The sequence below is a fragment of the Nocardioides sp. NPDC127503 genome (assembly GCF_040302165.1).
Classification (GTDB): Bacteria; Actinomycetota; Actinomycetes; order Propionibacteriales; family Nocardioidaceae; genus Nocardioides.
In genome coordinates, this window is sequence record NZ_JBEORH010000002.1 from 248188 (window position 1) to 272132 (window position 23945).

Here is a 23945-nt window from a genome sequence, read left to right on the forward strand (position 1 = left end):
CTCCCCGATTCAACCCCGGTGTCGAGAGCGTCTCAGCGCTCCTTGCGACGACCAAGAGAGTATCGGGGTTTCTGCGACTTCGCGGCGATGCCCCTCATCTCCTCGACATCGGTGATCTTCACCCGCGGACGGCCGGACTCGGCGCCGCGTCGCTTCTCCTCGCGGTCGATCGCCTGCCAGCCGGCCAGGTCGACCATGCCGGGCTGGCGGCTGCGTACGACCGCGGTGATCTCGCGGGCGTCGCCGACCGGGGCCGGGATCCGGTCCGTGTCGAGGTCGTCGAGCACCTGCTCGATCGTCTCCTCGGCGTCGGACTTGTTGGTGCCGATGAAGCCGTTGGGGCCACGCTTGACCCAGCCCGCGACGTAGACGCCCGGGAGCACCCGGCCGCGCTCGTTGGGGACGGTGCCGGTCGCAGCGTCGTAGGGAAGGTCGGCCACGGGCAGGCCCTTGTAGCCGACCGCGCGCAGCAGCATCCCGGTCTCGAGGACCTCGGTCTCGCCGGTGGGGACAGCCCGAACGACGCCGTTCTCGTCGCGCTCGAGGCGGTTGCGGCCGACCTCGACCCCGGTGACCCGGTCCTCGCCCAGCACACGCACCGGCGAGCTGAGGAAGCGAAGGACGATCGTACGCAGCTCCGGACGCACCTCGCGGCCGGAGAGCTCACGCAGCAGCCGGGTGGTGGTGTCGCCGCCGGCGAGCGCCTCCTCGAGCGGGAGGTCGCCGGTGTCGACGACGACGTTGACGCCGGTGTGGCCCATCAGCCCGACCAGCTCGGGGACGGTGAAGGCCGCCTCCCCGGGCCCCCTGCGCCCGAGGACGACGACCTCCTTCACCGCGCTGTCGCGCAGGACCGCCAGCGGCCCCTCGGCGATGTCGGTGCCCGCCAGCCGCTCCGGGTCCTCGGCGAGGATCCGGGCGCAGTCGAGCGCCACGTTGCCGTTGCCGACCAGGACGACCCGCCCCGACGGGATGGACTCCGGGTCGAGGTGGACGGGCAGGTCCTGCTTGTCCGGGTGGCCGTTGTACCAGCCGACGAAGTCGGTCGCGCTCAGCGAGCCGGGCAGGTCGTCGCCCTCGATCCCGAGAGCACGGTCGCTCGCCGCGCCGACGGTGTAGACCACCGCGTGGTAGCGGGCGGTCAGCTCGGCGTGGGAGACGTCCTTGCCGACCTCTACACCCAGGAAATAGCGGAACCCCGGCTGCGACTCGATCTGCGCGAAGAGCTTCTCGACCTGCTTGGTGTTCTGGTGGTCGGGCGCGACGCCGGCCCGGACCAGGCCGTACGGCGTCGGCAGCCGGTCGAAGACGTCGACGGAGATCTCGGGGTGCTTGAGCAGCTCGTCGGCTGCGTACATCCCCGCCGGCCCGGCGCCGACGACCGCGACCCGGAACGGTCCGGTGCGGGTCAGCCGGCGCTGAGGGTGGACCAGGGCGAGCGGGGTGCGGTCCTTGTGCGGGAAGACCTCGAAGTACTCCGCGTTGATCGCCAGGAACGGCGTCTGCGCGGCGGTCAGGGTCGTGTGCGGGACGATCGCGTCGGCCGGGCAGGCCGTGACGCAGGCGCCGCAGTCGACGCAGCTCTTGGCGTCGACGTAGAGCATCTCGGCCTCCCCGAAGCCGGGCTCGCCCGGGGCGGGGTGGATGCAGTTGACCGGGCAGGCGACCACGCACGAGGCGTCCGCACAGCACGACTGGGTGACGACGTGAGGCACTTTGTGACTACCGTTCTAGGGCGTCGGGCTCAAAGGGATCAGTAGGACGCCGCGCGCGGCTCGGCACGGTAGCGCGAGGCGCGACCGTCGATGCCGGTCATCCTCCACAGCAGCTTGGCCGGACCCTTGCGGATGCCGAGGTTGTCGGCCAGAAGACGTACGTCACCGAAGAGGTCACGCAGCAGCTTCTCGGACTCCTCGGACTTCCACCAGATCTCGCGTGCGACCTCGTCCGGGATGCCCATGTCGTAGCGGGCCTGCTTGCTCGGGACCATGATCACGTCACAGAGCAGGCGCATGATGATCGGGAAGATGTAGGCCAGCAGGGTCTTCTTCACGCGGCCGAGCTCGGGCACGTGCTGCTCGAGGTACTGGTGGGCGAAGCCGATGTGGCGGGCCTCCTCGGCGATGTGGATCTGCATGATCCGGTTGGCCGCGGGGTGGCTGCCGCCGGAGCGCATCGCGCCCTTCTGCAAGTGGTCGATCGGCTCCTCTCCGGCGAGGATGCCGGTGAAGAACGCCTCCGGGAAGAACGCGCCCGCCGAGGCCATGAAGGGCACCAGGACCTTGAAGTAGGTCGGCGCGCCCGCCACGTCGGGGTTCACCCGGTTGACGAACTCCTGGAACATCTGGGTGTGGTGGGTCTCCTCGGTCACCTCGTGAGTCGCGTAGCGGAACTCCGGGTTGTTGTTCTTCGACCAGACCAGGTGGTTCATGACGCCGCCGATGAGCAGCTGCTCGAACTGAAGGCCGACCTTGGCGACCTGGGCCCAGCGGTACATCCCGATCTCGATCTGGCGCTCCTTGGACAGCGCCTTGTACCAGGAGTGGGCACCGATCTCGTCGGCGTCGTTGAGGATCCAGCGCTCATCGTTGGGCAGCACCGCGAGCTCGTCGGAGTCCCAGTCGATGTCCTTGAACGGGTCGAAGTGCACCTCCACCGAGGCCTCGGACAGCGTACGAAGCGTGTCGAGGTAGGCCTGCTTGCCCTGGCGGACGTATGTGGACTTCTCATCCTGAACGGCGGTCATGACGATCGCTCCTTCACCGTTGAGTTCTACGTTGAGCTGCTAACGACGTGACCCACGTTACCTGGACACGCGTCCCGATAACAAGAGTACGCGCGACTTCGTGTCACGTTTATCTTTCCGCCGCTCAGAGACCGCCCGGAAATGCCGCGAGGGCGGTGCGTGACATTCACGCACCGCCCTCGAGAGGTTTCGGGTCAGACTTGCTCGTGCGACTCCACGGCAGCGACGATCCGCTCGATGGCCTCGTCGACCGGGATGCCGTTCTCCTGGTGGCCGTCGCGGTAGCGGAAGCTGACCGCGCCCTTCTCGACGTCCTCGCCACCGGCGATCAGCATGAACGGGATCTTCTGGAGCTGGGCGTTGCGGATCTTCTTCTGGAAGCGGTCGTCGGACTCGTCGACCTCGACCCGGATGCCCTTGGCCTTCAGCTTGGCGGCGACCTCGTAGAGGTAGTCGTCGAACGCGTCGGCGACCGGGATCCCGACGACCTGGACCGGGGCGAGCCACGGCGGCATGGCGCCGGCGTAGTGCTCTACCAGCACGCCCAGGAACCGCTCGATCGAACCGAACTTGGCCGAGTGGATCATGACCGGCTGCTGGCGGGTGCCGTCGGCGGCCTGGTACTCCAGGTTGAACCGGTCGGCGGCCGGCTGGTTGAAGTCGTACTGCACCGTGCCCATCTGCCAGGTCCGGCCGATCGCGTCCTTGGCCTGAACGGAGATCTTCGGTCCGTAGAACGCCGCACCGCCCGGGTCGGGCACGAGGTCGAGACCGGTCTCGGACGCGACGTCCTCGAGAATCTTGGTCGCCTCGGCCCAGTCCTCGTCGCTGCCGACGAACTTGTCCTTGTTGGAGTCGTCGCGGGTCGACATCTCCAGGTAGAAGTCGTCGAGACCGAAGTCCTTGAGGACGGTCAGCATGAAGTCGAGCAGGTGCTTGACCTCGGCCGGCGCCTGCTCCTTGGTGCAGTAGGAGTGGGAGTCGTCCTGGGCGAAACCACGCACGCGGGTGAGCCCGTGGATGACGCCCGACTTCTCGTTGCGGTAGACCGAACCGAACTCGAACAGGCGCAGCGGCAGCTCGCGGTAGGAGCGCCCGCGCGAACGGAAGATCAGGTTGTGCATCGGGCAGTTCATCGCCTTGAGGCGGTAGTCCTGGCCGTCCACGTCGAGCGCCGGGAACATGCCGTCGCCGTAGTAGGGCAGGTGGCCCGAGGTGTGGAAGAGCTGCTCACGCGCGATGTGCGGGGTGCCGACGTACTCGAAGCCGTGCTCGATGTGCTTGGCGCGTACGTAGTCCTCCATCTCCCGCTTGATGATCCCGCCCTTGGGGTGGAAGACCGGGAGGCCGGAGCCGATCTCGTCCGGGAAGGAGAACAGGTCGAGCTCGCGGCCGAGCTTGCGGTGGTCGCGGCGCTCGGCCTCCTCGATCCGGGCCAGGTGGGCGTCGAGCGCCTCCTTGGACTCCCAGGCGGTGCCGTAGATGCGCTGGAGCTGCTTGTTCTTCTCGTCACCGCGCCAGTACGCCGCGGCGCTGCGCATCAGCTTGAAGGCCGGGATCCGCTTGGTGGTCGGCAGGTGCGGGCCTCGGCACAGGTCCTTCCACGCGATCTCGCCGTTGCGGTCGAGGTTGTCGTAGATGGTCAGCTCGCCGCCGCCGACCTCGGCACTGGCGCCTTCGGCAGCGTCGGCAGCCGAGCCCTTGAGGCCGATCAGCTCGAGCTTGTAGGGCTCGTCGGCCAGCTCGACGCGGGCGTCGTCGTCGGTGGTGACCCGGCGGGAGAATTTCTGGTTGGCCTTGATGATCTTCTTCATCCGGGACTCGATCTTGACCAGGTCCTCGGGCACGAACGGGGTCTCGACGTCGAAGTCGTAGTAGAAGCCGTCGGTGACCGGCGGGCCGATGCCGAGCTTGGCCTCCGGGAAGAGCTCCTGCACCGCCTGCGCCATCACGTGCGCGGTCGAGTGACGCAGGATGTCGTGGCCGTCCTTGGAGTCGATCAGGACGCCCTCGACGGCGTCGCCGTCGACCAGCTCGTAGGCGAGGTCCTTGAGGTCCTCGCCGACCCTGGCCGCGATCACGTCGGGGTTGTCCGCGAAGAGCTCCCACGCCTTCGTGCCCGTAGTGACCGCCCGTTCCTCGCGCCCGTCGGGGGTGAGTACGGCGATCTTGATCTCGGACACGGATGCTCCTGTGGGTTCCAGTGATGTGTGGACCGCGATGCTCGCGCGGCGTACCGATCGTATCCGCCGCCGGCGGCGTACTGCGAATGGGTGAACCCGTGTCAGATACGGTCGAAGAGCAGCCACTTTCGTACGCCTCTGGGGCCCTGGCACGGTCGGCGGGAACCCACGGGGGCATGCGGCTAGAATTCCGAGCCACGATCGACGTCCGTCCCAGTCTCTGATGTGAAAGGCCTCGTGCTCCCCACCACCGGCCCCAAGTCCCGTCTCATCGACCCGTCTCGCCGGGTCCTCCAACTGCAGCGACGTACGTCGATGGCGACCGTCCTGATAACCCTCGGCCTCGGCGCGCTGGCGATGCTGTTCCCGGTTACCGCCGTCGCACAGCACGCCGCCGACCGGTGGAACAGCGGGCAGTGGGCGGAGGTGAGCGTGGTGGAGCGGTGCGAGTTCGACAGCGGCACCGGCGAGATCACCTCCTGCCAGGGCCAGTGGCGCGTCGACGGCGAGCAGGTCACCGGAAGCATCCACGGCACCCTGCGCGACATCGGCCGCGACCCCGACCCCTCAAAGGCGACCTTCCGGATGTGGGTGGTCGACTCCGATGCCTACGGAGAGCATGCGATCAACCCGTGGCCGGCCCGCATCCTCGGGATGGGCCGCGAACCGGTGCTCTGGGGCGGGATCGCGCTCACCGTGCTCGGACTGGTGGTGCTGCCGAGGCGGCGGACGTGGCTGCGTACGCCGGGCGAGGAGACACTCACCGAGGACCTCGACATCCGGCTGAGCACCCACCCCGCGCACGGACGGGCGTGGCTGGTGCCGGTCGGGCTGGTCCTCGGCCCGGCGCTCATCGCGCTCGGCGCCTGGGTCGCCACTCGGCCGCAGCTGCCGATGGTGCTCGTGCTGGCCGGATGTCTGGTCGCGCTCAGCGGGCTGATCCTGGGGTTCCGGCTGGCCTGGCTCGGGCTGCGGCGCCCGGTCGCGGTGGACCTCGGGCTCTACGAAGGCGGCCTGGTCCTGGAGTACGCCCGGCACACCGACGTCATCCTCTGGGAGGACGTGACCAGCATCGACACCGGTGTCGTCGACGAGCGCAAGGCCAACCCGCGCATCGACGTCACCCTGCACCTGGTCACCGGCGCCGCGCTGCGGCTGCCACGCGTCGACCATCAGCACTCGTTCACCGCTCACCTGCATCGGATCGCGTCCGGATCACTGCCGACGGGGTGACGACGAGGTGAGGTAGCGTCGGCGCCGATGAACCAGATGCGCGCAACCGTGGTCCACAACGGCGAGCTCTCCGTGCGGTCGGTCCCGCGTCCCGAGCCCGGGCCGGGACAGCTGCTGATCAAGGTGCTGCGCACCGGGATCTGCGGCTCGGACCTGCACGTCCGCGAGCACGCCGACGAGCTCAACGAGGTGGTCACCGAGATCGGCTACACCACCGCGATGACGCCCGAGCAGGAGATCGTGCTGGGCCACGAGATCCTGGGCTCGGTCGTGGCCTACGGCCCGGAGACCCGCGGTCGCTGGGAGCCGGGCACGTCGGTGACGGCGCTGCCGGTGCTGCGTACCGACGGGGCGGTCCACATGGTCGGCTTCGACGTCGACTCCCCCGGCGGTTTCGCGGAGTACTGCGTCGTCCAGGAGGCGTTCACCTTCCCTGTGCCCGACGGCGTCTCGCCTGACCAGGCGGTGTTCACCGAGCCGCTGGCCGTCGCCTTCCACGCCGTACGCCGCGGCGCGGTCTCCGCACGACGCCCGGCCGTGGTCATCGGCTGCGGCCCGATCGGGCTGGCCGTCATCCTCATGCTCAAGGCGCAGGGGGTGAAGACGGTGGTCGCCTCCGACCTCTCCCCCGCGCGGCGCGCGCTCGCGGCGAAGTGCGGCGCCGACGTGGTCGTCGACCCGCGCGAGTCCTCGCCGTGGGACGCCTACAAGCAGCGTGGCCCGGTGACCTCGCTGACCGACTACCTGGGCTTCGGCATCGACGCGATGCAGGTCGTACGCCGCATCCCGCTGCTCCCCTGGGAGACGGTGCTGCTCAACGCCGACCGCCTCGGACAGTCGCCGACGGGTCCGGTCGTCTTCGAGTGTGTCGGGGTGCCGGGGATGCTCGAGCAGATCATGACCGCGGCGCCGCTGCACACGCGCGTCGTGGTGGTCGGGGTGTGCATGGAGCCGGACACGATCCGGCCCGCCATCGCGATCCACAAGGAGATCGACCTGCGGTTCGTCTTCGGCTACGACCCTGCCGAGTTCGCGCGCACGCTGGAGCTCATCGCCGGCGGCAAGGTCGACCCGTCGCCACTGCACACCGACACCGTCGGGCTCGACGGTGTCGCCCAGGCGTTCTCGGATCTGGCCGACCCGGAGACGCACGCAAAGATTCTCGTCGACCCCTGGGCGTGACGCGAGCCACAGCATCGAGGATTCTGGTGGACGGATCACCTACCAGTAGTATCTGATCCATCAGCGGCCCGTTCCGGTCTTGCCCCCGGCCGCTCTCGCCGAACTTTTGACTCGGTAACTCATTATGGCGAGACACCTCGCTTGAAAAGTTGACTCCTTGTCTCAGCAGAGCTTCAGCGCGCTCGGCGTGCCCGCAGACCTCACCGCCGTTCTCGATCACCACGGCATCACCACCCCCACCCCGATCCAGGCCGCGACCCTGCCGGACTCCCTCGCCGGGCGCGACGTGCTCGGCCGTGGGCGGACCGGATCGGGCAAGACGTACGCCTTCCTGCTTCCGCTCGTCGCCCGCCTCGCGGGTGGCGCCAAGGCGAAGTCGGGCAAGCCGCGGGCGCTCGTGCTCGCCCCGACCCGTGAACTGGTCCGCCAGATCGAGGAAGCGCTGCGTCCGCTCGCCGCGGAAGCCGGCCTCAGCATGCAGACCGTCTTCGGAGGCGTCGGGCAGAACCCGCAGGTCATCGGCCTGCGCAAGGGTGCCGACGTCGTCCTCGCCTGCCCCGGCCGGCTCGAGGACCTGATCGCCCAGCGTCACGCCGACCTCTCCTCGATCGAGGTCACCGTCCTGGACGAGGCCGACCACATGGCCGACCTCGGCTTCCTGCCCGCCGTACGGCGCCTGCTGGCGATGACGCCGAAGGGCAGCCAGCGCCTCCTGTTCAGCGCCACGCTCGACAAGGGCGTCAACGTGCTGGTCAAGCAGTTCCTCCAGCAGCCGGTCATCCACGAGGCCGACTCCGCGCAGTCGCCTGTGGCCGAGATGGAGCACCACGTGCTCCACCTCTCTGCCCGCGAGCACCGCATCCCCGTGCTCGCCGACCTGGCCGCCGCTCCGGGCCGCACCGTCGTCTTCACCCGCACCAAGCACGGCGCCAAGGGCGTCGCCCGCCAGCTCGGCCGCGCCGGCATCCCGGCCGTCGAGCTCCACGGTGATCTCTCCCAGAACGCCCGCGTGCGCAACCTGGAGGCCTTCCACTCCGGCCGGGCGACCACCCTGGTGGCCACCGACATCGCCGCCCGCGGGATCCACGTCGATGACGTCACCCTCGTCGTCCACGCCGACCCGCCCGCCGAGCACAAGGCCTACCTGCACCGCTCCGGTCGTACGGCCCGCGCCGGCGCCTCCGGCACCGTGGTCACCCTGATGCTGCCCGACCAGGTCAAGGACGTACGCACGCTCACCCGGGCCGCCGGGATCAAGGCGACCACCACCCGTCTCGACGGGCCCTCGCACCCCATCCTGATCGAGCTGGCGCCCGGCGAGCGGAGCCGTCCCGGCCCGTTCGTCCCGGTCGTCGCCCAGCCTCCGCGCCGCCCCGCCGGCGAGGGCACCGGCAACCGGAAGAGCCGCCCCGGCTCGCGCGCCCGCAAGCGCCAGCGCTCCGCCGGCAGCCGCTGATCCACCACTGATCCACCGCTGGTCGAGCCGCAAGAGCACCGAGCGTACCGACCAGCCGGGATGAGAACATCCGCGTAACAGTTCGCCATATCGATCATGCGGGGCCGGGTATCGCTTTACTCTCCGCGCATGACTCGGAGGGCGGACATCGCCATCATCTGCGGAGGCCTGGCGCTGCTCGTCCTCATGGGGGCGGGGTGGTTCTTCGTCTTCCGGGACACCACGAACACCTACGACCCGGAGGAGAAGTCGAGCGTGCCGCCGTCGGCCGCCGCGGCGACGAAGGCAGCGCGGGCGTTCCTCGACCGCTGGTCGCGCGACGAGCCGGCCGAGGTCGGAGCGCTCACGGACGCGCCCGACACCGCGACGGCGGCACTCCAGTCGTACGCAGACGACCTCCGTCTCACGAAGATCGCCTTCAGCGGGCTGGCGGTGCGCGGACCGTCGTCGGTGAGCGGTACGACCGCGGTCGAGTTCGACGTCGTGGCGAACGTGGACGGCGGACGGTGGGCGTACCGGAGCGCGCTCGATGTCGTCCAGGACGAGGACGGCTACACAGCGGTGCGGTGGGACCACACCGTGCTGCACCCTGAGCTCGGGACCGGCCAGTCGCTGGTCGCCGGTGAGCTCACGGACGAGTTCATGACCGCCCGGCCGACCACCGCCGAGGGGCACAAGGACCTCCAGGACTTCCCCTCGCTGGTCGACATCGCCGGGTCCATCCGGGAAAACGCCGACGGCGACGGCGGCAGGCCCGGCCATGGCGTCGCGATCGTCGACTCCGCCGGCGCCCAGGTCAAGACGCTCGCGGTGCTGGCCTCGTCGAAGGCTCCGGCGATTCGTACGACCATCGACGCCCGCCTCCAGGCGGCCGCCGAGAAGGCGGTCAAGAACCCGGTGCTCAACGGGAAGCCGGTCGGGATCGTGGCCCTGGACTGGCGCACCGGGCACATCCTGGCGATCGGCTACTCCGGGGGCAGCGGCAACATCGCGATCAATGCGGTCAAGGCGCCAGGGTCGACGCTGAAGATCGTCTCCGCCGCTGCCCTCTTCGACCTCGCAGGGCTGCACCCCGGCAGCCCCGCGCCGTGCCCCGACTCGGTGCTCGCCAACGGGCAGACCTTCGGCAACGACCCCGGCGTCAGTCCAGACGAGGACGCCACCATCGCGGAGGCGTTCACGGTCTCGTGCAACACCGCGTTCATCAAGGACGGCTTCAACCACCTCGTCAACGACGGCGACGCCTCGGCGCTCCACCAGGAGGCGACCGACGTGTTCGGGATGGGGTCGTGGTCGATCGGCGGCGGTGTCGGCACGCGTGACCCCTCCATCCCGCCGGACGTCGAGCGCGGCGATCAGGCTGCCCAGTTCATCGGCCAAGGCAAGGTCACCGCCACCCCGCTGTTCATCGCATCGATCGCCGCGACAGTGGCCAACGGCGGGTTCGAGCAGCCGATCATCATGAAGAACCAGCCGCAGGCGAAGGCTCCCCGCCCGATCTCCGCGCGCACCGCGGGCTACCTGCGGACCATGATGGAAGCCGCGGCCTCGCACGGCTCGGCTGCTCCGCGTGTCGGCGATCTCCCCGGCGTCGGCGCCAAGACCGGCACCGCGGAGGAGGGCGACCACACCAACGGCTGGTTCGCGGCGTACGACGACCGCATCGCCGTCGCCGCGCTCGTCGAGGGCGGCAGCTCCGGGGTGGACTCCGCAGGCCATGTCGTACGCGACGTGCTGACCGCCGACTGACCGGCTCAACCAGCGGACGACCTCAGTCTCGAGACTGAGGACCTGGTCCGCCCGCGGAACTAGGGTTGGCCGGGTGACTGTGCACGACGACGGCTCCTCCGGCCGGCTGGCGACCTTCTTCGCGACCGACGACGACTGGGAGCGGGAAGGCTCGATCACGCTCGGCGACTGGCTGGTCGGCGCGGTCGTGCTGGTCGCGAGCCTGGTCACCCTGGAGCTGATCCGGGGAGTCGGGACGCTCGACTCCAGCGACGCACCGACCTGGGTCGAGTGGACGGCGGTGGTCGTCGGCGCGGCATTGCTCGTCTTCAGACGGCGTTTCCCGCTCACGATCGCGCTCCTGGCCGGGCTCCACATGTTCGTCACCGGGGTCTGGCTCCCGACGGTGATGGGGCTGCTGCCGATGCAGATCATCTACTTCGTCGCCTTCTTCGCCGGGGCAGCCTGGGCGCGGCGCCGGCGGGACATGGTGGTCGTGATGGGGCTGATCACTCTGTTCATGTTCGCCTGGCTCTCCTGGCAGTTCGCGGTCGGCAGCGGCATCGACGAGATCCGCGAGTCGACCGCAGATGCGGAAGGCTCCTCGCTCATCGGCCCGGTGACCGCCTACGTACTGCTCACCACCTTGATGAACCTGCTCTACTTCGCCGGCGCGATCGTCGGCGGCCAGGTCGCCTGGCGCGGCGCACGGCAGAAGGCCGAGCTGGCCGAGCAGGCCGCGACCATCGCCGCCCAGTCCGGGCAGCTCCAGCGCCGTGCGGTGATCGACGAGCGCCTGCGGATCGCCCGAGAGCTCCATGACGTCGTCGCTCACCACGTCGCGGTCGTCGGCGTACAGGCCGCCGCCGGGCGCAAGCTGCTCGAGCGCGGCCGCCCCGATGACATCGAGGGCGCCGCCGAGGCGCTCGGCAACGTCGAGGCCTCCGCGCGCGAGGGGGTCACCCAGATGCGCTCGCTGCTCGGCACCCTGCGCGACCCGGCGGGCGACGCGGAGACGGACGGCGCCGACGAACGCCGCCGGCCGGAGCCACGTCTCGAGGACCTGCCCGCGCTCCTGGACGAGGTGCGCGAGAGCGGGCTGCGGGTCGACTACGAGGCCGTCGGGCCGGTCGAGGACCTCTCGGTGCCGCTGGCTCACTCGGTCTACCGGATCGTCCAGGAGGCGCTGGCCAACGTACGCCGCCACTCCACCGCCGACCGCGCCCAGGTCGTGCTCCGCGTCGACCGGGCGGCGGCCGCGCCGTACGCCGAGGTCGAGATCACCGACAACGGCCGGCCCCGGCACGGCACCTCCGGCAGCGGTCTGGGTCTGCTCGGCGTACGCGAACGGGCAGCCGTCCGGAAGGCGGAGGTCGACATCGGGCCCAGGGCCGTGCAGGGGTTCCGGGTGCGGGTGCGGTTCCCGCTCGACTCCCCCGTCGCATCGATGGGAGCGGCGCGATGATCCGGGTGCTGCTCGCCGACGACCAGCAGCTGGTGCGCTCGGGGTTCCGTCTCATCCTCTCGATGGAGGACGACATCTCGGTGGTCGGTGAGGCCTCCGACGGCGCCGACGCGATCGCCAAGGCGCGCGAGCTGCGGCCCGACGTGGTGCTGATGGACGTACAGATGCCCGGCACCGACGGTATCGAGGCGACGCGCACCGTGGTCGCCGAGGGGCACGCCAAGGTGATCATCCTGACCACCTTCGACCGCGACGACTACCTCTTCGACGCGCTCGCCGCCGGCGCCAGCGGCTTCCTGCTCAAGAACGCCGACCCCGACTCCCTCGCCGAGGCGGTGCGGGCCGCCGCCGACGGGCACGCGCTGCTCGCCCCGGAGGTCACCATGCGCGTGATCGGCCGGGTGACCCGAGCCGAGGCGCCGGCGACACCGGCGCCGAAGCCGCCCAGGGAGCTGGACCTGCTCACCGCCCGCGAGCGCGAGGTGCTGCTGCTCATCGGCGAGGGACTGAGCAACAACGAGATCGCCCGCCGGCTGTTCCTCACCGAGGCGACCGTGAAGACGCACGTGTCGGCCTGCCTGGCCAAGCTGCAGCTGCGCGACCGGGTGCAGACCGTGGTCTTCATCCACCGTCACGGCCTCCTCCCCGCCGGCCCGCCCAACGGGTGAGGGCGAGTTCATCCTCGCGACGGATCCGCCGGGCGCCGCACTGAAATAGCGTGAGTCCCGTTCGTTTCCAACGCAGAGGAGATTCGATGCTCGAGGTCAGCGGGTTGACCCGCCGCTTCGGCGAGATGGTCGCCGTCGACGACGTGTCCTTCCCGGTCCCGTCCGGCGGGCTCACCGGGTTCGTGGGCGGCAACGGTGCCGGGAAGACCACCACCATGCGGATGATCATGGGGGTGCTGGCCGCACATGCCGGGAGCGTGTCCTGGCAGGGCCACGAGGTCACCCGCGAGGACCGGCGCCGGTTCGGCTACATGCCCGAGGAGCGCGGTCTCTACCCGAAGCAGCCGATCCTGGATCAGCTGGTCTACCTGGCGCGGTTGCGCGGCATGTCCACCGCCGACGCGCGCCGGGAGATCACCGCGCTGCTGGAGCGGTTCGGGCTGGGCGGGCGCACCAAGGATCCGCTGGAGAAGCTGTCCCTGGGCAACCAGCAGCGGGTCCAGATCATCGCCGCGCTGGTCCCCGCGCCGATGGCGCTGATCCTCGACGAGCCCTTCTCCGGGCTCGATCCCGACGCCATCGACGCGATGGCGGATCTGCTGCGCGAGCATGCTCGCGACGGCGTACCCGTCGTCTTCTCCTCCCACCAGCTCGACCTCGTTGACCGGCTGTGCGACCGGCTGGTGGTGATGGCCCGCGGTCGGGTGGTCACCCAGGGGACGGGCGAGGAGCTGCGCGCCGAGGCCGCTCTCCGTTACCGGGTCGTGCTCGACGGCGACGCCGGCTGGGTACGCGACCTGCCGGGGCTCCACGTACGCGACGTCTCCGGCCCCGAGGCCGAGATCGAGGTCGTCTCCGCCGGTGCCGAGCAGAAGCTGCTCGTCGAGGCCACCAGCCGCGGCAACGTGCTCGACTTCCACCGCGTCGTGCCCCGCCTGTCCGAGATCTACCGGGAGGTCACCGCATGACCACTGCGAAGACCAGGAACCAGCCCGTGTGGCAGATCGTCGCCCGCCGCGAGATCGCGGTCCGCGCCACCGACAAGTCGACGCTGATCGGCACCGCGGTGATGCTCGCGGTGATCGTGGGCGTGCTCGGCTTCACCGCATGGAGCGAGAGCCGGGAGAAGACCTACGACGTCGCCTACTCCGCCACGGCCTCGCAGGCGATGGTCGAGGGCATCGCCGAGCGCGCCACCGACATCGATGAGAAGGTACGCATCGAGCCGGTCTCCGTCGACGACGCGGACGCCGCCCGGCACGCGCTCGAGGAGGAGCAGGCCGACGCGTACCTGCGCCCGGACACCGACGGCTGGACGCTGGTCACGCTCGAGGATGCCGACTCCGAGCTGCGCGACGTGGTCAGCCAGGCGGTCGAGGCGATCGTCCTGGCCGGCAACGCCGACGCGGCCGGCACCACCGCGGCCGAGCTGACCAAGGGCTCGGCGGTCGGGGTCGAGCAGCTCGAGGGCGACAGCGAGCTGTCCGCGATCCGCTACATCGTCGGCTACGCGCTCGCGATCGTCTTCTACTTCGCCTCGATCATGTTCGGGATGACGCTGGCCAACAGCGTCGTGGAGGAGAAGCAGTCGCGGATCGTGGAGATGATCGCCGCCGCCGTACCGCTGCGGCAGCTCCTCGCCGGGAAGATCATCGGTAACGCCGTCATCGCGGTCGGGCAGATGCTCATCTATGTGGCCGTCGGACTGGTCGGCCTGAGCCTGACCGACTTCAGCTTCGCCCTACCGGCGCTGTCCGGGGCGATCGGCTGGTTCGTGGTCTTCTTCCTGATCGGCTTCGTGGTGCTCTCGACCCTGTGGGCGGTGGCGGGCGCGCTCGCCTCTCGCACCGAGGATCTGCAGTCCTCCTCCACCCCGATCACGATGCTGCTCATGGTGATGTTCTTCGGCGCCCTCTACCTCGACGGCGTCGGCGAGCAGATCGGTTCGTACGTCCCGCCGCTCTCCGCCGTACTCATGCCGATGCGCCTCGTCGACGGCACCGCGGCCTGGTGGGAGCCGATCATCGCCGTGGTCCTGCTCCTCGCCTTCGGCGTCGCCCTCGTACGCCTCGCCGAACGCCTCTACAGCCGCGCCCTGCTCCAGACCGGCGGCCAACTCTCCCTCAAGGCGGCCTGGCGCCTGGAGGAGTAGTCGAGACGTCACCCCCGTCGGCCGAGACGTCAACCGCGTCGGCCGAGATGTCACCTCGGTGCCAACTCGGCCGACGTAAGTGACTTCTCGCCCGACGTACCTGACTTCTCGGCATGATTGAGACAGTCGACCTGAGGAGCACGGACATGGCCCGAGAGATCACCACCGTTGTGGAGGACCTGCACTATCTGGAGTGCCCGCGGTGGCACCAGGACCGGATCTGGTTCTTGGACTTCTACTCCCACAAGGTGTACTCGGCTCGGGAGGACGGGTCCGATCTGCGGGTCGAGGCGGAGGTGCCGGGGCAGCCGTCGGGGCTGGGCTGGCTCCCCGACGGCCACCTGCTGGTCGTCTCGATGCGCGACCGCCGGATCCTGCGCCGTGAGTCGGACGGTTCGCTGGTGACCCACGCCGACCTCAGCGGCCATGTCAGCCACCACCTCAACGACATGGTGGTGGACGAGCAGGGCAGGGCGTACGTCGGGAACTTCGGCTTCGACATCATGGGCGGCGCCGACGTGGCGCCGACGGTGCTGCTGCGGGTCGACCCGGACGGGACGGTGACCGAGGTCGCCGACGACATGTGGTTCCCCAACGGCAGCGTGATCACCGACGACGGCACGCTGATCGTCGACGAGACCTGCGGCAACCGGATCAGCGCCTTCGACATCGCCGAGGACGGGTCGCTGAGCAACCGGCGTACGTGGGCGAAGTTCGGTGAGCTCAGCACGCACACCGCGTTCGCGGAGGCGATGGGCGATGCCGTGCTGGCGCCCGACGGCTGCTGCCTGGACGCCGAGGGCGCCGTGTGGACCGCCGACGCGGTCTTCGGACGGCTGGTCAGGGTCGCCGAGGGCGGCGAGATCCTCGAGCAGATCGAGCCGGGCGGCGGCGTCTTCGCGTGCATGCTGGGCGGGAGCGACGGGAAGACGCTGTACGTCTGTGCCGCGCCCGACTTCTTCGAGGAGCCGCGCAAGGCCAACACCGAGGCACGGCTGCTGGCCATCCGGGTCGACGTGCCCCGGGCGGGACGCCCTTAGCTCTGGACGTCCGGCGGCGGGCCGTCGAGGCGCCCGGCGCGGCTGCGGATCGGCACGGCGACGTGGAGCGCGTTGCTCTCGAGCGTGAAGTCGGTCGGCGTCTCGGTGAGGATCTCGCCGTCGAGGTTGACCGGCATCGCCTCGTCGGTGGTGATCCGCACCGCCGAGGTGGTCACGTGGTGCACCTGATCGTGCTCGATGAAGTGGCCGCTCCTGAGCAGCCGCGCGATGGAGACATGGTCCCGCATCCGGCCTCGGACGATGGCGTAGACGTCAAGGAGGTCATCGTCCACCGAGGCCGTGGGCGAGACGGTGTTTCCGCCGCCGTAGTGGCGGCCGTTGCCGACCGCGACCTGGAGCAGGTCGTCGAGCTCCATCGTGTCGTGGTCACCCTCGGGGAACTCCAGCCGCGCGGTGAACGGCCTGTGGTGCCGGTAGGCCTGCAGCGTCGCCACGGGGTAGGCGCCCGGCCCGATCAGCTTCTTCAGGCGCGGGTTCAGGGCCTCCGTCACCGCGACAGAGAGACCGAAGGAGGCGACGTTGAGGTAGGCGTGGCCGTTGGCCCGGCCGATGTCGACGTTGATGACCTTCCCCTCGAGCATCTGCCGGACCGCGGTCTCCGGGTCCTGATCCAGCTCGAGCGTGCGGGCGAAGTCGTTGGCGGTGCCGAGCGGCAGCACCCCGAGCACCACGTCGCTGCCGGCGATCCGGGCCGCGGCGGCACCCACCGAGCCGTCGCCGCCGCCGATGACGAGCAGGTCGGGCTGGTCGGCGGCGACCTTGTCGAGCGTGGCCTCCAGCTCCTCCCCCGAGTGGACTGCGTAGGCGTGCACGTCCTCGATCCCTGCCGACCGCAGCATCTCCTCCGACGACGCCAGCGCGTCCTGTCCCCGGCGCGAGCCGGCGTTGACGACGAGGGCGACCTTCACGGAGTCGCGCGACAACAGCGATTGCATATCCACCTTCAGGAGCGTACGCACTCCACCTGAGTGCGCGCTGGCGCGTTCCTGCGCGTGGTCTGTGGCGCCGGCTATCGGCCGACGGCCCCCGACGTGACGACCTCGGCGAAGACCCCGAACGCCGGCTCGCCGGCCCGGTTGAGCGGGCGGTGCGAGGCGAGCGTCTTGAGCAGTCGTACGTCCCGCTCCCCCGTCTCCGGATCGCTGTCGATCACGGCACAGCGCGGGATGGGTACGCCGATCCGGAGCGTCGCCCCGCCGACCCGGATCTCCCGGCCGAGCCAGGTGTCCTCGGCGTAGGGCTCGTCGGTCTCGACCACCAGGTTCGGCCGGAACCGCGCCGCGTCCAAGGCGTCCCGACCGACCTGCCGGGCGAGGTCGCGCAGCGATGCCGTGGTCACCACCGACACCGAACCTGCGAAGACGACGTCACCGCGACGGGCACGGGCCAGCCGCACCGGCCGGTCGAGGAACCTCGAGAAAAGCGCCGTATGCGGGCCGCCGAGCAGCTCCAGCTCGACCTCGCGGCCCCAGTAGTCGCAGGTGAGCCGCTCGCCCGTCGCGACCGGCTCCGCCGAGGCGGTCTCCCCGTCGGGCAGCTCGACCTCGAGCCGGTCGACGGCCAGCTCGGCCCGCACAGCGATCAGCGAGGGGTGCTGCACGGTCCGCACCACCCGCCCGTGTGCGGGGTCGGTCTCGTCGACCGACACCAGCGCGAACCCACGGTCTCCCACGACCCCCTGGGCGTCGAGCACCACCTCGTCGTGGGCCAGGTGTCTGGTCCCCTTGATCGGCGCGAACCCCGCGCGTACGACCCTCAGCTCATCGATCACGGGCCCAGTCAACCAGCGTTGCGAAACGCCTTGGCGCCCTCGGCCGCCAGCTCGGAGTATCCGGTCGTGCCGGCGCCGAGCAGCTCCTCCGCGGCGTGCTTGACCGCACCGAGGGCAGCGAAGGCGAACGCGCCGCCGACCGAGATGCGCGCCGCGCCCGCCTCGGCGAGCTCCGGGACCGACGGACCGCCCGGGAGCAGCAGGACGTTGACCGGGCGGTCGACGGCGTCGACCAGGCGGCGTACGTCCTCGACGGTGATGACGCCGGGCGCGAAGAGCACGTCGGCGCCGGCCTCCTGATAGGCCTGGAGGCGGGCGATCGTGTCGTCCAGGTCGTCGCGGCCGCGGATGTGGTTCTCGGCCCGGGCGGTGAGGACGAACTCGTCACCGGCGGCGCCGGCCGCTGCGGCGACCCGCTCAGCGGCCTCCTCGATGGAGTAGATCGTGTCCTTCTCGATCCCGGTGTAGTCCTCGATGGACCCGCCCGCCAGACCGGTGGCCACGGCGAGCCGGAACGTCTCCTCGACCTCGGTCGTGGTGGCCGCGAAGCCCGCCTCCAGGTCGGCCGAGACAGGCACCTCGACCGCCTCGACCAGCGCGGTGGCGTGCGCGATCACCTCGTCGCGGGTGACCTGGCCGTCAAGGCGGCCGAGGGTCGCGGCGTACCCGCTGCTGGTCGTAGCCAGCGCCGAGAAGCCCAGCGATGCCAGGACCTTCGCCGAGCCCGCGTCCCACGCGTTGGGCATGAGCAGCGGGCGTCCGGGCAGGTGCAGCGACAGGAAGTTCTCGGCGAGCGACATGCCGGTCACCCTGCCACGGGACGGCGCAGCCGAGAACCGATTTCCGGCTTAGGATCGATGAACATGGGGCACGATCACGAACACATCTCACCCGCGGCGGACCGGCGCTATCTGATCGCCGCGATGTCGCTCCTGGGTGTGTTCCTGATCGGCGAGGTGACGGTCGCGATCCTCGCCGACTCGCTCGCGCTGCTGGCCGACGCCGGCCACATGCTCACCGATGTCGGCGCGATCGCGGCGGCACTGTGGGCGATGCGGCTGGCGGCGCGGCCGGCGCACGGCCAGTGGACCTACGGCTGGAAGCGCGCCGAGATCCTCTCCGCGGCGCTCAACGGCATCACCCTGCTCGTCTTCGCCGCGGTCGTGGCTGTGGAGGCGATCCGGCGCCTGATCGACCCGCCCGACGCCGAGGGCTGGCCGATGTTCGTGGTCGCGCTCGTCGGCTGCGGCGTCAACATCCTCGCGGCGGCTCTGATGGCACGCGCCAACCGCACCTCGCTCAACGTCGAGGGCGCCTATCAGCACGTCCTCTCCGACCTCTATGGCTTCATCGGCACCCTCGTCGCCGCGGTCGTCATCCTGCTCACCGGCTGGACCCGCGCGGACCCGGTGGCCTCGCTCGTGGTGGTCGCCCTGATGACGTACGCCGGTGTCTGTCTGCTCCGCGACAGCGGCCGGATCCTGCTCGAGGGTGCGCCGGCCGAGGTCGATGTCGAGGACCTGCGCCGGCACCTGCTCGGGGTCGACCATGTGGTCGAGGTGCACGACCTGCACGCCTGGACGGTCACCTCGGGCCTGCCCGCGGTCTCCGCCCACCTGACCCTGCTCCCCGAGTGCTTCCTCGACGGCAGCGCACCGAAGGTCCTCGACCGGGTCCAGGCCTGTCTGGCCGGTCACTTCGACGTCGAGCACTCCACCTTCCAGCTCGAGCCCGAGACTCACCTCGCCCACGAGCCGGGGATGCACTGAGTCCAGCCGACTGAGTCAGGCCCGCGCGAGCGCGGCGAGCGCGGCTTCGCGGGCCTGCTCGATCGCGTCCTCGGCGATGCCGCACAGTCGCAGGCAGGCCGAGGCGATCGTGGCGACGGTCGTGCTGCCGACCCGGTCCTCGCGGCGGAGGCTGACCACGCTCTCGACCATCTGCACGAGGAGCTCGCCGAGCCCGGGCTCGCCGCTGCTCGCCGAGACCCGCTCCCCCGCGGCGCGCTGCGCGACCCGGCTGTAACCGGCGACGAGGTCACCGCGGAGATGGCCGTAGCGGTCGTAGACGGGTGAGGCGATGACGTCGGGCAGGCGGTAGAGCATGCCGATGTTGTAGGGCATGGCGACCAGCGCGCTCATGTCGCTGACAGCGAGGGCGTAGAGGCCGACGTCGGGCGTGACCGACCCCATCCCGGCCTCGATCTTCCCGGCCTGCTCGACCCGGTCCTGGACCGAGCGCTCGAGCAGCACCGCGAGGATCTCCTCCTTGCTGCCGAAGTGGTAGTAGATGGAGGCCTGCCTCAGCCCGGCACCATCCGCGATCTCGCGGGTGGTGGTGCCGGCATAGCCGCGGCTCACGAAGAGCTCGGCGGCGGCAGCGAGGATCTGATCTCGGGGGTTCGCCGCGATCTTTCCGGGGAGCAGCCGTGGACGGCCGCGACCCGGGCGCGGCGAGATCTGTGACACCGTGGCATCGCCTTTTTCTGTCGTGCGATAGATAACATTGGAGAGGGTAAGTTTCGCACTCATATCGAAAGAGTCAAGCGCCAGAGGACGTGTCCGCTCTCAAACCCGTCAGTGCGTGAGCTTGAGGCCCACGACACAGCCGACGAGCGCGACGATCAGCAGGACACGTACAGGGCTGATCGCCTCGTCCCCCGCCATCATCGAGTAGCCGACGGTGAGCGCGGCGCCGATCCCGACCCACACCGCATAGGCGGTGCCGATCGGCAGGGTGCGCATCGCCATCGCGAGGCCGACCAGACTGCCGATCAGGGCGACGCCGAAGACGATCGACGGGACCAGTCGCGAGAACCCCTCGGTCCGGCCCAGGGCGAGCGCCCACACGGCCTCGAGGACGCCGGATACCACAAGAAAAAGCCAGGACATGACCACTCCAGACGGCCGTCTTGTCGCGCTTCCGGGTACGGCTCCCTCGTCCGGCAGCCGGTCTCGGCTGACGTCTTCGACCTTAGCAAACCTGTCACACGATAGAAACTTTGCAGCAACGAGGAACGCTGCGTTCTTCAGCACGGGATTCAGCGCTGATCGATGAGAGGATGCTCCGGTGACCTTCACCGTCGGCTTCGTCACCGGAGCCACCCCTGACAAGTGGGCCCGGACCTGGCGAGACCGCAGCCGTGAGCGGCTCGAGCTCGTCCCGGTCACCGAGGAGGACCAGGAGCGGCTGCTGCGCGAGGGCGAGCTCGACATGTGCCTCGTACGCCTCCCCATCGACCGCGACGGTCTCCACTGCATCCCGCTCTACGAGGAGCAGCCCGTCGCGGTGATGGGCCACGAGCACCTGCTCTCCCTGCTCGAGGAGGTCACCCTCGACGACCTCGCCGAGGAGCAGCTGGTCATCCCCGAGCGCGGGGGCTGGAAGCCGTCCGCGGAGCAGATGAAGTGGCCCGCGATGAGCGAGAAGGATGCCGTCGAGACGGTCGCGGCCGGCACCGGGATCGCGATCCTGCCGATGTCGATCGCCCGCCTCTACCACCGCAAGGACGCCGTCTCCCGGCCGGTGACCGGCGTCGAGCCCACCACCGTCGGCCTGGCCTGGCTGATCGACAACGACGACGAGCGGGTGCAGACCTTCATCGGCATCGTCCGCGGCCGCTCGCGGAACTCCTCCCGCCACTGAGGCCCCCGGCAAATGCCGGGTGAACGCCTGGCGACATCTGCCTCGGCTGGGTCCCATTCCAGCCAGCGGTGTCGCAGCTCGTCCCTAGACTCTGCCCGATCCAGACAGAAGGCAGGCGTTTTCAGGTGAACCGCACGGGGTGGACGACCGTCGTCGCAGGAAGTCTGGGGCTGGTCCTGCTCGCCTGGTTCCTGGTCGCCAACGCGCTCCCGGGCCGTTCCGAGCCGGACAGGCTGTCCGACCCGGTGACCCTGAAGGTCGCGGCCGGCTCGGAGCTCGACGACGTCCTGTGCGCCGGCGGCACCAGCAAGGCCGAGGAGTCGACCGGCACGCCGGTGCGCTGCAAGCCGAGCGCACTCGTGAAGCGGCTCCGGGAGGAGACCAACGTCAAGCTCGAGCCCGAGTTCATCGGCACCCTCGAGGCCGCCGACGCGATCGTCGCCGACCCGGACACTTACGACGCCGCCTGGTTCGCCTCCGACGACTACCTGCGGCTGGCACTGGTGGCCAAGGGCACCGACGACCTGACCTCCTCCGACCCGATCATGCGCTCGCCGGTGGTGCTCGGCGTGCACCACGACGTCGCCACCCGGCTCGGGTGGACCGGCGACGCCGAGGTCTCCTGGGAGGAGATCGCCCGCCGCGCCGCCGACGGCGAGCTCGGCTTCCTGATGACCAGCCCCGCCTCCTCCAACTCCGGCCTGTCCACGCTCGCCGGTGTGGCCACCGCCTTCGACGCCGAGCCGCCGCTGCAGAGCGAGGACGTCGGTCTGGTCCAGGACGACGTACGCCAGCTCTTCAGCGGCCAGCTCGGCCGCGCGGCAAGCTCCGGGTGGCTCTCGGACACCTTCCGCGAGAACCCGACGGCCTACGACGCGATCTTCAACTACGAGTCCGAGCTGCTTTCCCTCTCGGAGCAGGTCGAGGATCTCGACATCGTCTATCCCAGCGACGGCACCACCGAGGCCACCTACCCGCTCACCCTCGTCGACGCCGAGAAGCAGAAGGCGTACGAGGCGGCGGTCGCGTGGCTGCGTACGGCCGAGGTCCAGGAGGAGCTGAGCGAGAAGAGCGGGCGGCGGCCGGGGCTCTCGAGCGTGACGCCCTCCCCCGGCGTACCCGACAACGACGTCAAGACGCTCCCGCTGCCTGACGATCTCGGCACCATCGACGAGCTGATCTTCACCTACTTCGACGAGTTCGCACCCAAGACGCGGACGACCTATCTGCTCGATACCTCCGCCTCGATGGACGAGATCAAGATGAACCAGCTGCGGCGGGCCTTCGAGGGACTGGCCGGCGACGACACCTCGATCAGCGGACAGTTCAAGCGCTTCCGCAAGGGTGAGCGGCTCTCGGTCTACACCTACGCCGACAAGACGGACTCCCTCGGGTCCCTCGTCGTCAAGGACCAGCCGGAGCGGGACGAGGAGCTCAACGGCCTCATCGACCGCGTCGGCGAGCTGACCGGCCACGGCGGCACCGCCTACTACGACGCCATCGACACCGCGTACGCCGCCATCAAGGCCTCGCCGGCGGAGGGTGCCACCACCTCGATCGTGCTGATGACCGACGGCGAGCAGAACGGCGGGCAGTCCTATGCCCAGCTCAGCAAGAAGTACGAGGCGGCCTACCGCGATCTCGGCGTGCCGCTCTACGTGGTCCTGGTCGGCGATGCCGCCACCTCGGCCGACGCGAGCATCGAGCAGCTGGTCGGCTTCGCCGAGCACACCGGCGGCCGCGACGTCGTCGCCAAGGACGCCGCCGACCTCCGCAAGATCTTCCAGGAGATCCGTGACTACCAGTGACGACGAACCGGCGCTTGTCCGCGTTCTCAACAACATCTTCACGCTCATCGGCTTCGTGGTCGCACTGCCTCTAGCGGCGCTCGCCGTGGCCACGGCCTCATGGGGGTACGCCGCGGCGTCTGTGGCCGCATCCGCCATCGGAGCAACTGCCGGCGTCACCGCGGTCGTCGGCCGCTCGCCCCGGACACCGGTGAGCCGCAGGCCCACCAAACATCCTCGGCATCGCCAGAAGTGGTTCCACACCTACTTCTACATATCTCCCACCCGAATCTCCGTTCTGCACGCACAGATCTACGGAGGAGAAGAGGGCGAGCGTCTCATCAAGACAACCCAGGCGAGCGAAGCCGGAGGTGAACTGAAGCTCGACGTGCCGCCGGTCTCCGTGATGGGGAAGGGCGTCAGGCAAGAGGCCACGGAGTACCAGCGGGTGCTGAACAACAACTTGACCACGATGGCCGCTGATGTGCTGAGCCAGCTCGAGGCAGAGGGCCTGATCCACGAGGCCTACGGCGATCTCCAGCACGCAGCCAACCTTGTCGCACAGCCGCAGGCTGACGACCAGTTCCTCATGTTCACCGTGCCCGGCCCGGAGCTCCGCGCAAAGTTCGTGAGCACGCCCCAATCGAGCGACCAGCCTCGCGACCTCGAGGCTTTCGAGATCACCGCGCACAACTTGACGATCACCCTCCACGTCAGCACCCACGGCAACCAAGAGGATTTCCACGATCTCGAGAGACGGGACAACGCCGCCGTTGTCGGCGTACTGCGCAACCTCAACCTCACCGACCGCACGGCAACCGTCCGGGTGATAGCGGTCTACTGAGCGACCCGGGTCCGCGCGGGCCGC

The 23945-nt window shown here is 69.7% G+C and carries 21 protein-coding genes and 1 riboswitch; of the genes, 13 read left to right on the forward strand and 8 right to left on the reverse strand.

Annotated features, from left to right (window positions below):
• Positions 1-32 precede the first annotated feature (32 nt).
• From ABTW65_RS05205 to thrS, 3 genes are all read right to left on the reverse strand, one after another.
• A complete protein-coding gene (locus ABTW65_RS05205; protein ID WP_350658883.1) occupies positions 33-1715 on the reverse strand; it encodes an FAD-dependent oxidoreductase in 1683 nt (560 codons plus the stop codon).
• A gap of 38 nt (positions 1716-1753) precedes the next feature.
• Positions 1754-2746, reverse strand: coding sequence for an AurF N-oxygenase family protein (locus tag ABTW65_RS05210; protein ID WP_350658884.1), 993 nt, complete (start codon positions 2744-2746; stop codon positions 1754-1756).
• Between the two features lie 194 nt (positions 2747-2940).
• A complete protein-coding gene (gene thrS, locus ABTW65_RS05215; RefSeq protein WP_350658885.1) occupies positions 2941-4929 on the reverse strand; it encodes a threonine--tRNA ligase in 1989 nt (662 codons plus the stop codon).
• Between the two features lie 237 nt (positions 4930-5166).
• Here thrS and ABTW65_RS05220 point away from each other — a divergent pair, with 237 nt between their 5' ends.
• The 9 genes from ABTW65_RS05220 (at position 5167) to ABTW65_RS05260 (ending at position 15853) form a co-directional block, all read left to right on the forward strand.
• Positions 5167-6162 (forward strand): hypothetical protein, encoded by a 996-nt coding sequence (locus ABTW65_RS05220; RefSeq protein ID WP_350658886.1) that lies wholly within the window; start codon positions 5167-5169, stop codon positions 6160-6162.
• Between the two features lie 27 nt (positions 6163-6189).
• On the forward strand, positions 6190-7344 hold the full coding sequence (locus ABTW65_RS05225; protein ID WP_350658887.1) for a zinc-binding dehydrogenase: 1155 nt from the start codon (positions 6190-6192) through the stop codon (positions 7342-7344).
• 157 nt (positions 7345-7501) lie between these two features.
• Positions 7502-8800, forward strand: a complete 1299-nt coding sequence (locus ABTW65_RS05230; protein WP_350658888.1) for a DEAD/DEAH box helicase — start codon at positions 7502-7504, stop codon at positions 8798-8800.
• A gap of 129 nt (positions 8801-8929) precedes the next feature.
• The gene (locus tag ABTW65_RS05235) at positions 8930-10549 is read left to right on the forward strand and encodes a penicillin-binding transpeptidase domain-containing protein (RefSeq protein ID WP_350658890.1); all 1620 of its coding nucleotides are present in this window, start codon (positions 8930-8932) and stop codon (positions 10547-10549) included.
• Positions 10550-10622: 73 nt separating this feature from the next.
• Positions 10623-11993: a sensor histidine kinase gene (locus ABTW65_RS05240; RefSeq protein ID WP_350658891.1), complete on the forward strand. Its 1371-nt coding sequence runs from the start codon at positions 10623-10625 to the stop codon at positions 11991-11993.
• Positions 11990-12661 carry a response regulator gene (locus ABTW65_RS05245; protein WP_350658892.1) on the forward strand — a complete coding sequence of 224 codons (672 nt, stop codon included), beginning with the start codon at positions 11990-11992 and terminating at the stop codon, positions 12659-12661. Before ABTW65_RS05240 ends, ABTW65_RS05245 begins: the two co-directional genes overlap by 4 nt.
• Before the next feature lie 86 nt (positions 12662-12747).
• Positions 12748-13629, forward strand: coding sequence for an ABC transporter ATP-binding protein (locus ABTW65_RS05250; RefSeq protein WP_350658893.1), 882 nt, complete (start codon positions 12748-12750; stop codon positions 13627-13629).
• A complete protein-coding gene (locus tag ABTW65_RS05255) occupies positions 13626-14813 on the forward strand; it encodes an ABC transporter permease (RefSeq protein ID WP_350658894.1) in 1188 nt (395 codons plus the stop codon). The genes ABTW65_RS05250 and ABTW65_RS05255 overlap by 4 nt, the downstream gene beginning before the upstream one ends.
• A gap of 146 nt (positions 14814-14959) precedes the next feature.
• On the forward strand, positions 14960-15853 hold the full coding sequence (locus tag ABTW65_RS05260; RefSeq protein WP_350658895.1) for an SMP-30/gluconolactonase/LRE family protein: 894 nt from the start codon (positions 14960-14962) through the stop codon (positions 15851-15853).
• On the opposite strand, the gene ABTW65_RS05265 is transcribed toward ABTW65_RS05260, so the two are convergent.
• The 3 genes from ABTW65_RS05265 to ABTW65_RS05275 all read right to left on the reverse strand — a co-directional run bounded on the left by ABTW65_RS05265 (position 15850) and on the right by ABTW65_RS05275 (position 18445).
• Positions 15850-16809, reverse strand: a complete 960-nt coding sequence (locus ABTW65_RS05265; protein ID WP_350659265.1) for a lipid kinase — start codon at positions 16807-16809, stop codon at positions 15850-15852. The genes ABTW65_RS05260 and ABTW65_RS05265 overlap by 4 nt on opposite strands.
• 74 nt (positions 16810-16883) lie before the next feature.
• Complete coding sequence (locus tag ABTW65_RS05270) at positions 16884-17645, reverse strand: MOSC domain-containing protein (RefSeq protein WP_350658896.1); 762 nt, start codon at positions 17643-17645, stop codon at positions 16884-16886.
• An 8-nt stretch (positions 17646-17653) separates the two neighbouring features.
• A complete protein-coding gene (locus ABTW65_RS05275) occupies positions 17654-18445 on the reverse strand; it encodes an isocitrate lyase/PEP mutase family protein (protein ID WP_350658897.1) in 792 nt (263 codons plus the stop codon).
• Between the two features lie 144 nt (positions 18446-18589).
• On the opposite strand from ABTW65_RS05275, the gene ABTW65_RS05280 reads away from it, so the two are divergent.
• Positions 18590-19414, forward strand: a complete 825-nt coding sequence (locus ABTW65_RS05280) for a cation diffusion facilitator family transporter (RefSeq protein ID WP_350659267.1) — start codon at positions 18590-18592, stop codon at positions 19412-19414.
• A 15-nt stretch (positions 19415-19429) separates the two neighbouring features.
• Here ABTW65_RS05280 and ABTW65_RS05285 read toward each other — a convergent pair whose 3' ends face one another.
• On the reverse strand, positions 19430-20113 hold the full coding sequence (locus tag ABTW65_RS05285; RefSeq protein WP_350658899.1) for a TetR/AcrR family transcriptional regulator: 684 nt from the start codon (positions 20111-20113) through the stop codon (positions 19430-19432).
• Between the two features lie 108 nt (positions 20114-20221).
• Positions 20222-20536 carry a DMT family transporter gene (locus ABTW65_RS05290; RefSeq protein ID WP_350658900.1) on the reverse strand — a complete coding sequence of 105 codons (315 nt, stop codon included), beginning with the start codon at positions 20534-20536 and terminating at the stop codon, positions 20222-20224.
• A gap of 10 nt (positions 20537-20546) precedes the next feature.
• Positions 20547-20610, reverse strand: a riboswitch (guanidine-III (ykkC-III) riboswitch).
• Positions 20611-20714: 104 nt separating this feature from the next.
• On the opposite strand from ABTW65_RS05290, the gene ABTW65_RS05295 reads away from it, so the two are divergent.
• The 3 genes from ABTW65_RS05295 (at position 20715) to ABTW65_RS05305 (ending at position 23921) form a co-directional block, all read left to right on the forward strand.
• The gene (locus ABTW65_RS05295) at positions 20715-21290 is read left to right on the forward strand and encodes a LysR family substrate-binding domain-containing protein (protein ID WP_350658901.1); all 576 of its coding nucleotides are present in this window, start codon (positions 20715-20717) and stop codon (positions 21288-21290) included.
• Between the two features lie 125 nt (positions 21291-21415).
• Entirely contained in the window at positions 21416-23098 is a 1683-nt protein-coding gene (locus tag ABTW65_RS05300; protein WP_350658902.1) for a VWA domain-containing protein, read from the forward strand.
• Complete coding sequence (locus ABTW65_RS05305; protein ID WP_350658903.1) at positions 23085-23921, forward strand: hypothetical protein; 837 nt, start codon at positions 23085-23087, stop codon at positions 23919-23921. Before ABTW65_RS05300 ends, ABTW65_RS05305 begins: the two co-directional genes overlap by 14 nt.
• Positions 23922-23945 lie beyond the last annotated feature (24 nt).

Coding starts and splice junctions, on each gene's coding strand:
- ABTW65_RS05210 (WP_350658884.1), bottom strand. CDS start 2,746: ATGACCGCCGTTCAGGATGAGAAGTCCACATACGTCCGCCAGGGCAAG.
- ABTW65_RS05225 (WP_350658887.1), top strand. CDS start 6,190: ATGAACCAGATGCGCGCAACCGTGGTCCACAACGGCGAGCTCTCCGTG.
- ABTW65_RS05235 (WP_350658890.1), top strand. CDS start 8,930: ATGACTCGGAGGGCGGACATCGCCATCATCTGCGGAGGCCTGGCGCTG.
- ABTW65_RS05245 (WP_350658892.1), top strand. CDS start 11,990: ATGATCCGGGTGCTGCTCGCCGACGACCAGCAGCTGGTGCGCTCGGGG.
- ABTW65_RS05250 (WP_350658893.1), top strand. CDS start 12,748: ATGCTCGAGGTCAGCGGGTTGACCCGCCGCTTCGGCGAGATGGTCGCC.
- ABTW65_RS05255 (WP_350658894.1), top strand. CDS start 13,626: ATGACCACTGCGAAGACCAGGAACCAGCCCGTGTGGCAGATCGTCGCC.
- ABTW65_RS05260 (WP_350658895.1), top strand. CDS start 14,960: ATGGCCCGAGAGATCACCACCGTTGTGGAGGACCTGCACTATCTGGAG.
- ABTW65_RS05265 (WP_350659265.1), bottom strand. CDS start 16,809: ATGCAATCGCTGTTGTCGCGCGACTCCGTGAAGGTCGCCCTCGTCGTC.
- ABTW65_RS05275 (WP_350658897.1), bottom strand. CDS start 18,445: ATGTCGCTCGCCGAGAACTTCCTGTCGCTGCACCTGCCCGGACGCCCG.
- ABTW65_RS05290 (WP_350658900.1), bottom strand. CDS start 20,536: ATGTCCTGGCTTTTTCTTGTGGTATCCGGCGTCCTCGAGGCCGTGTGG.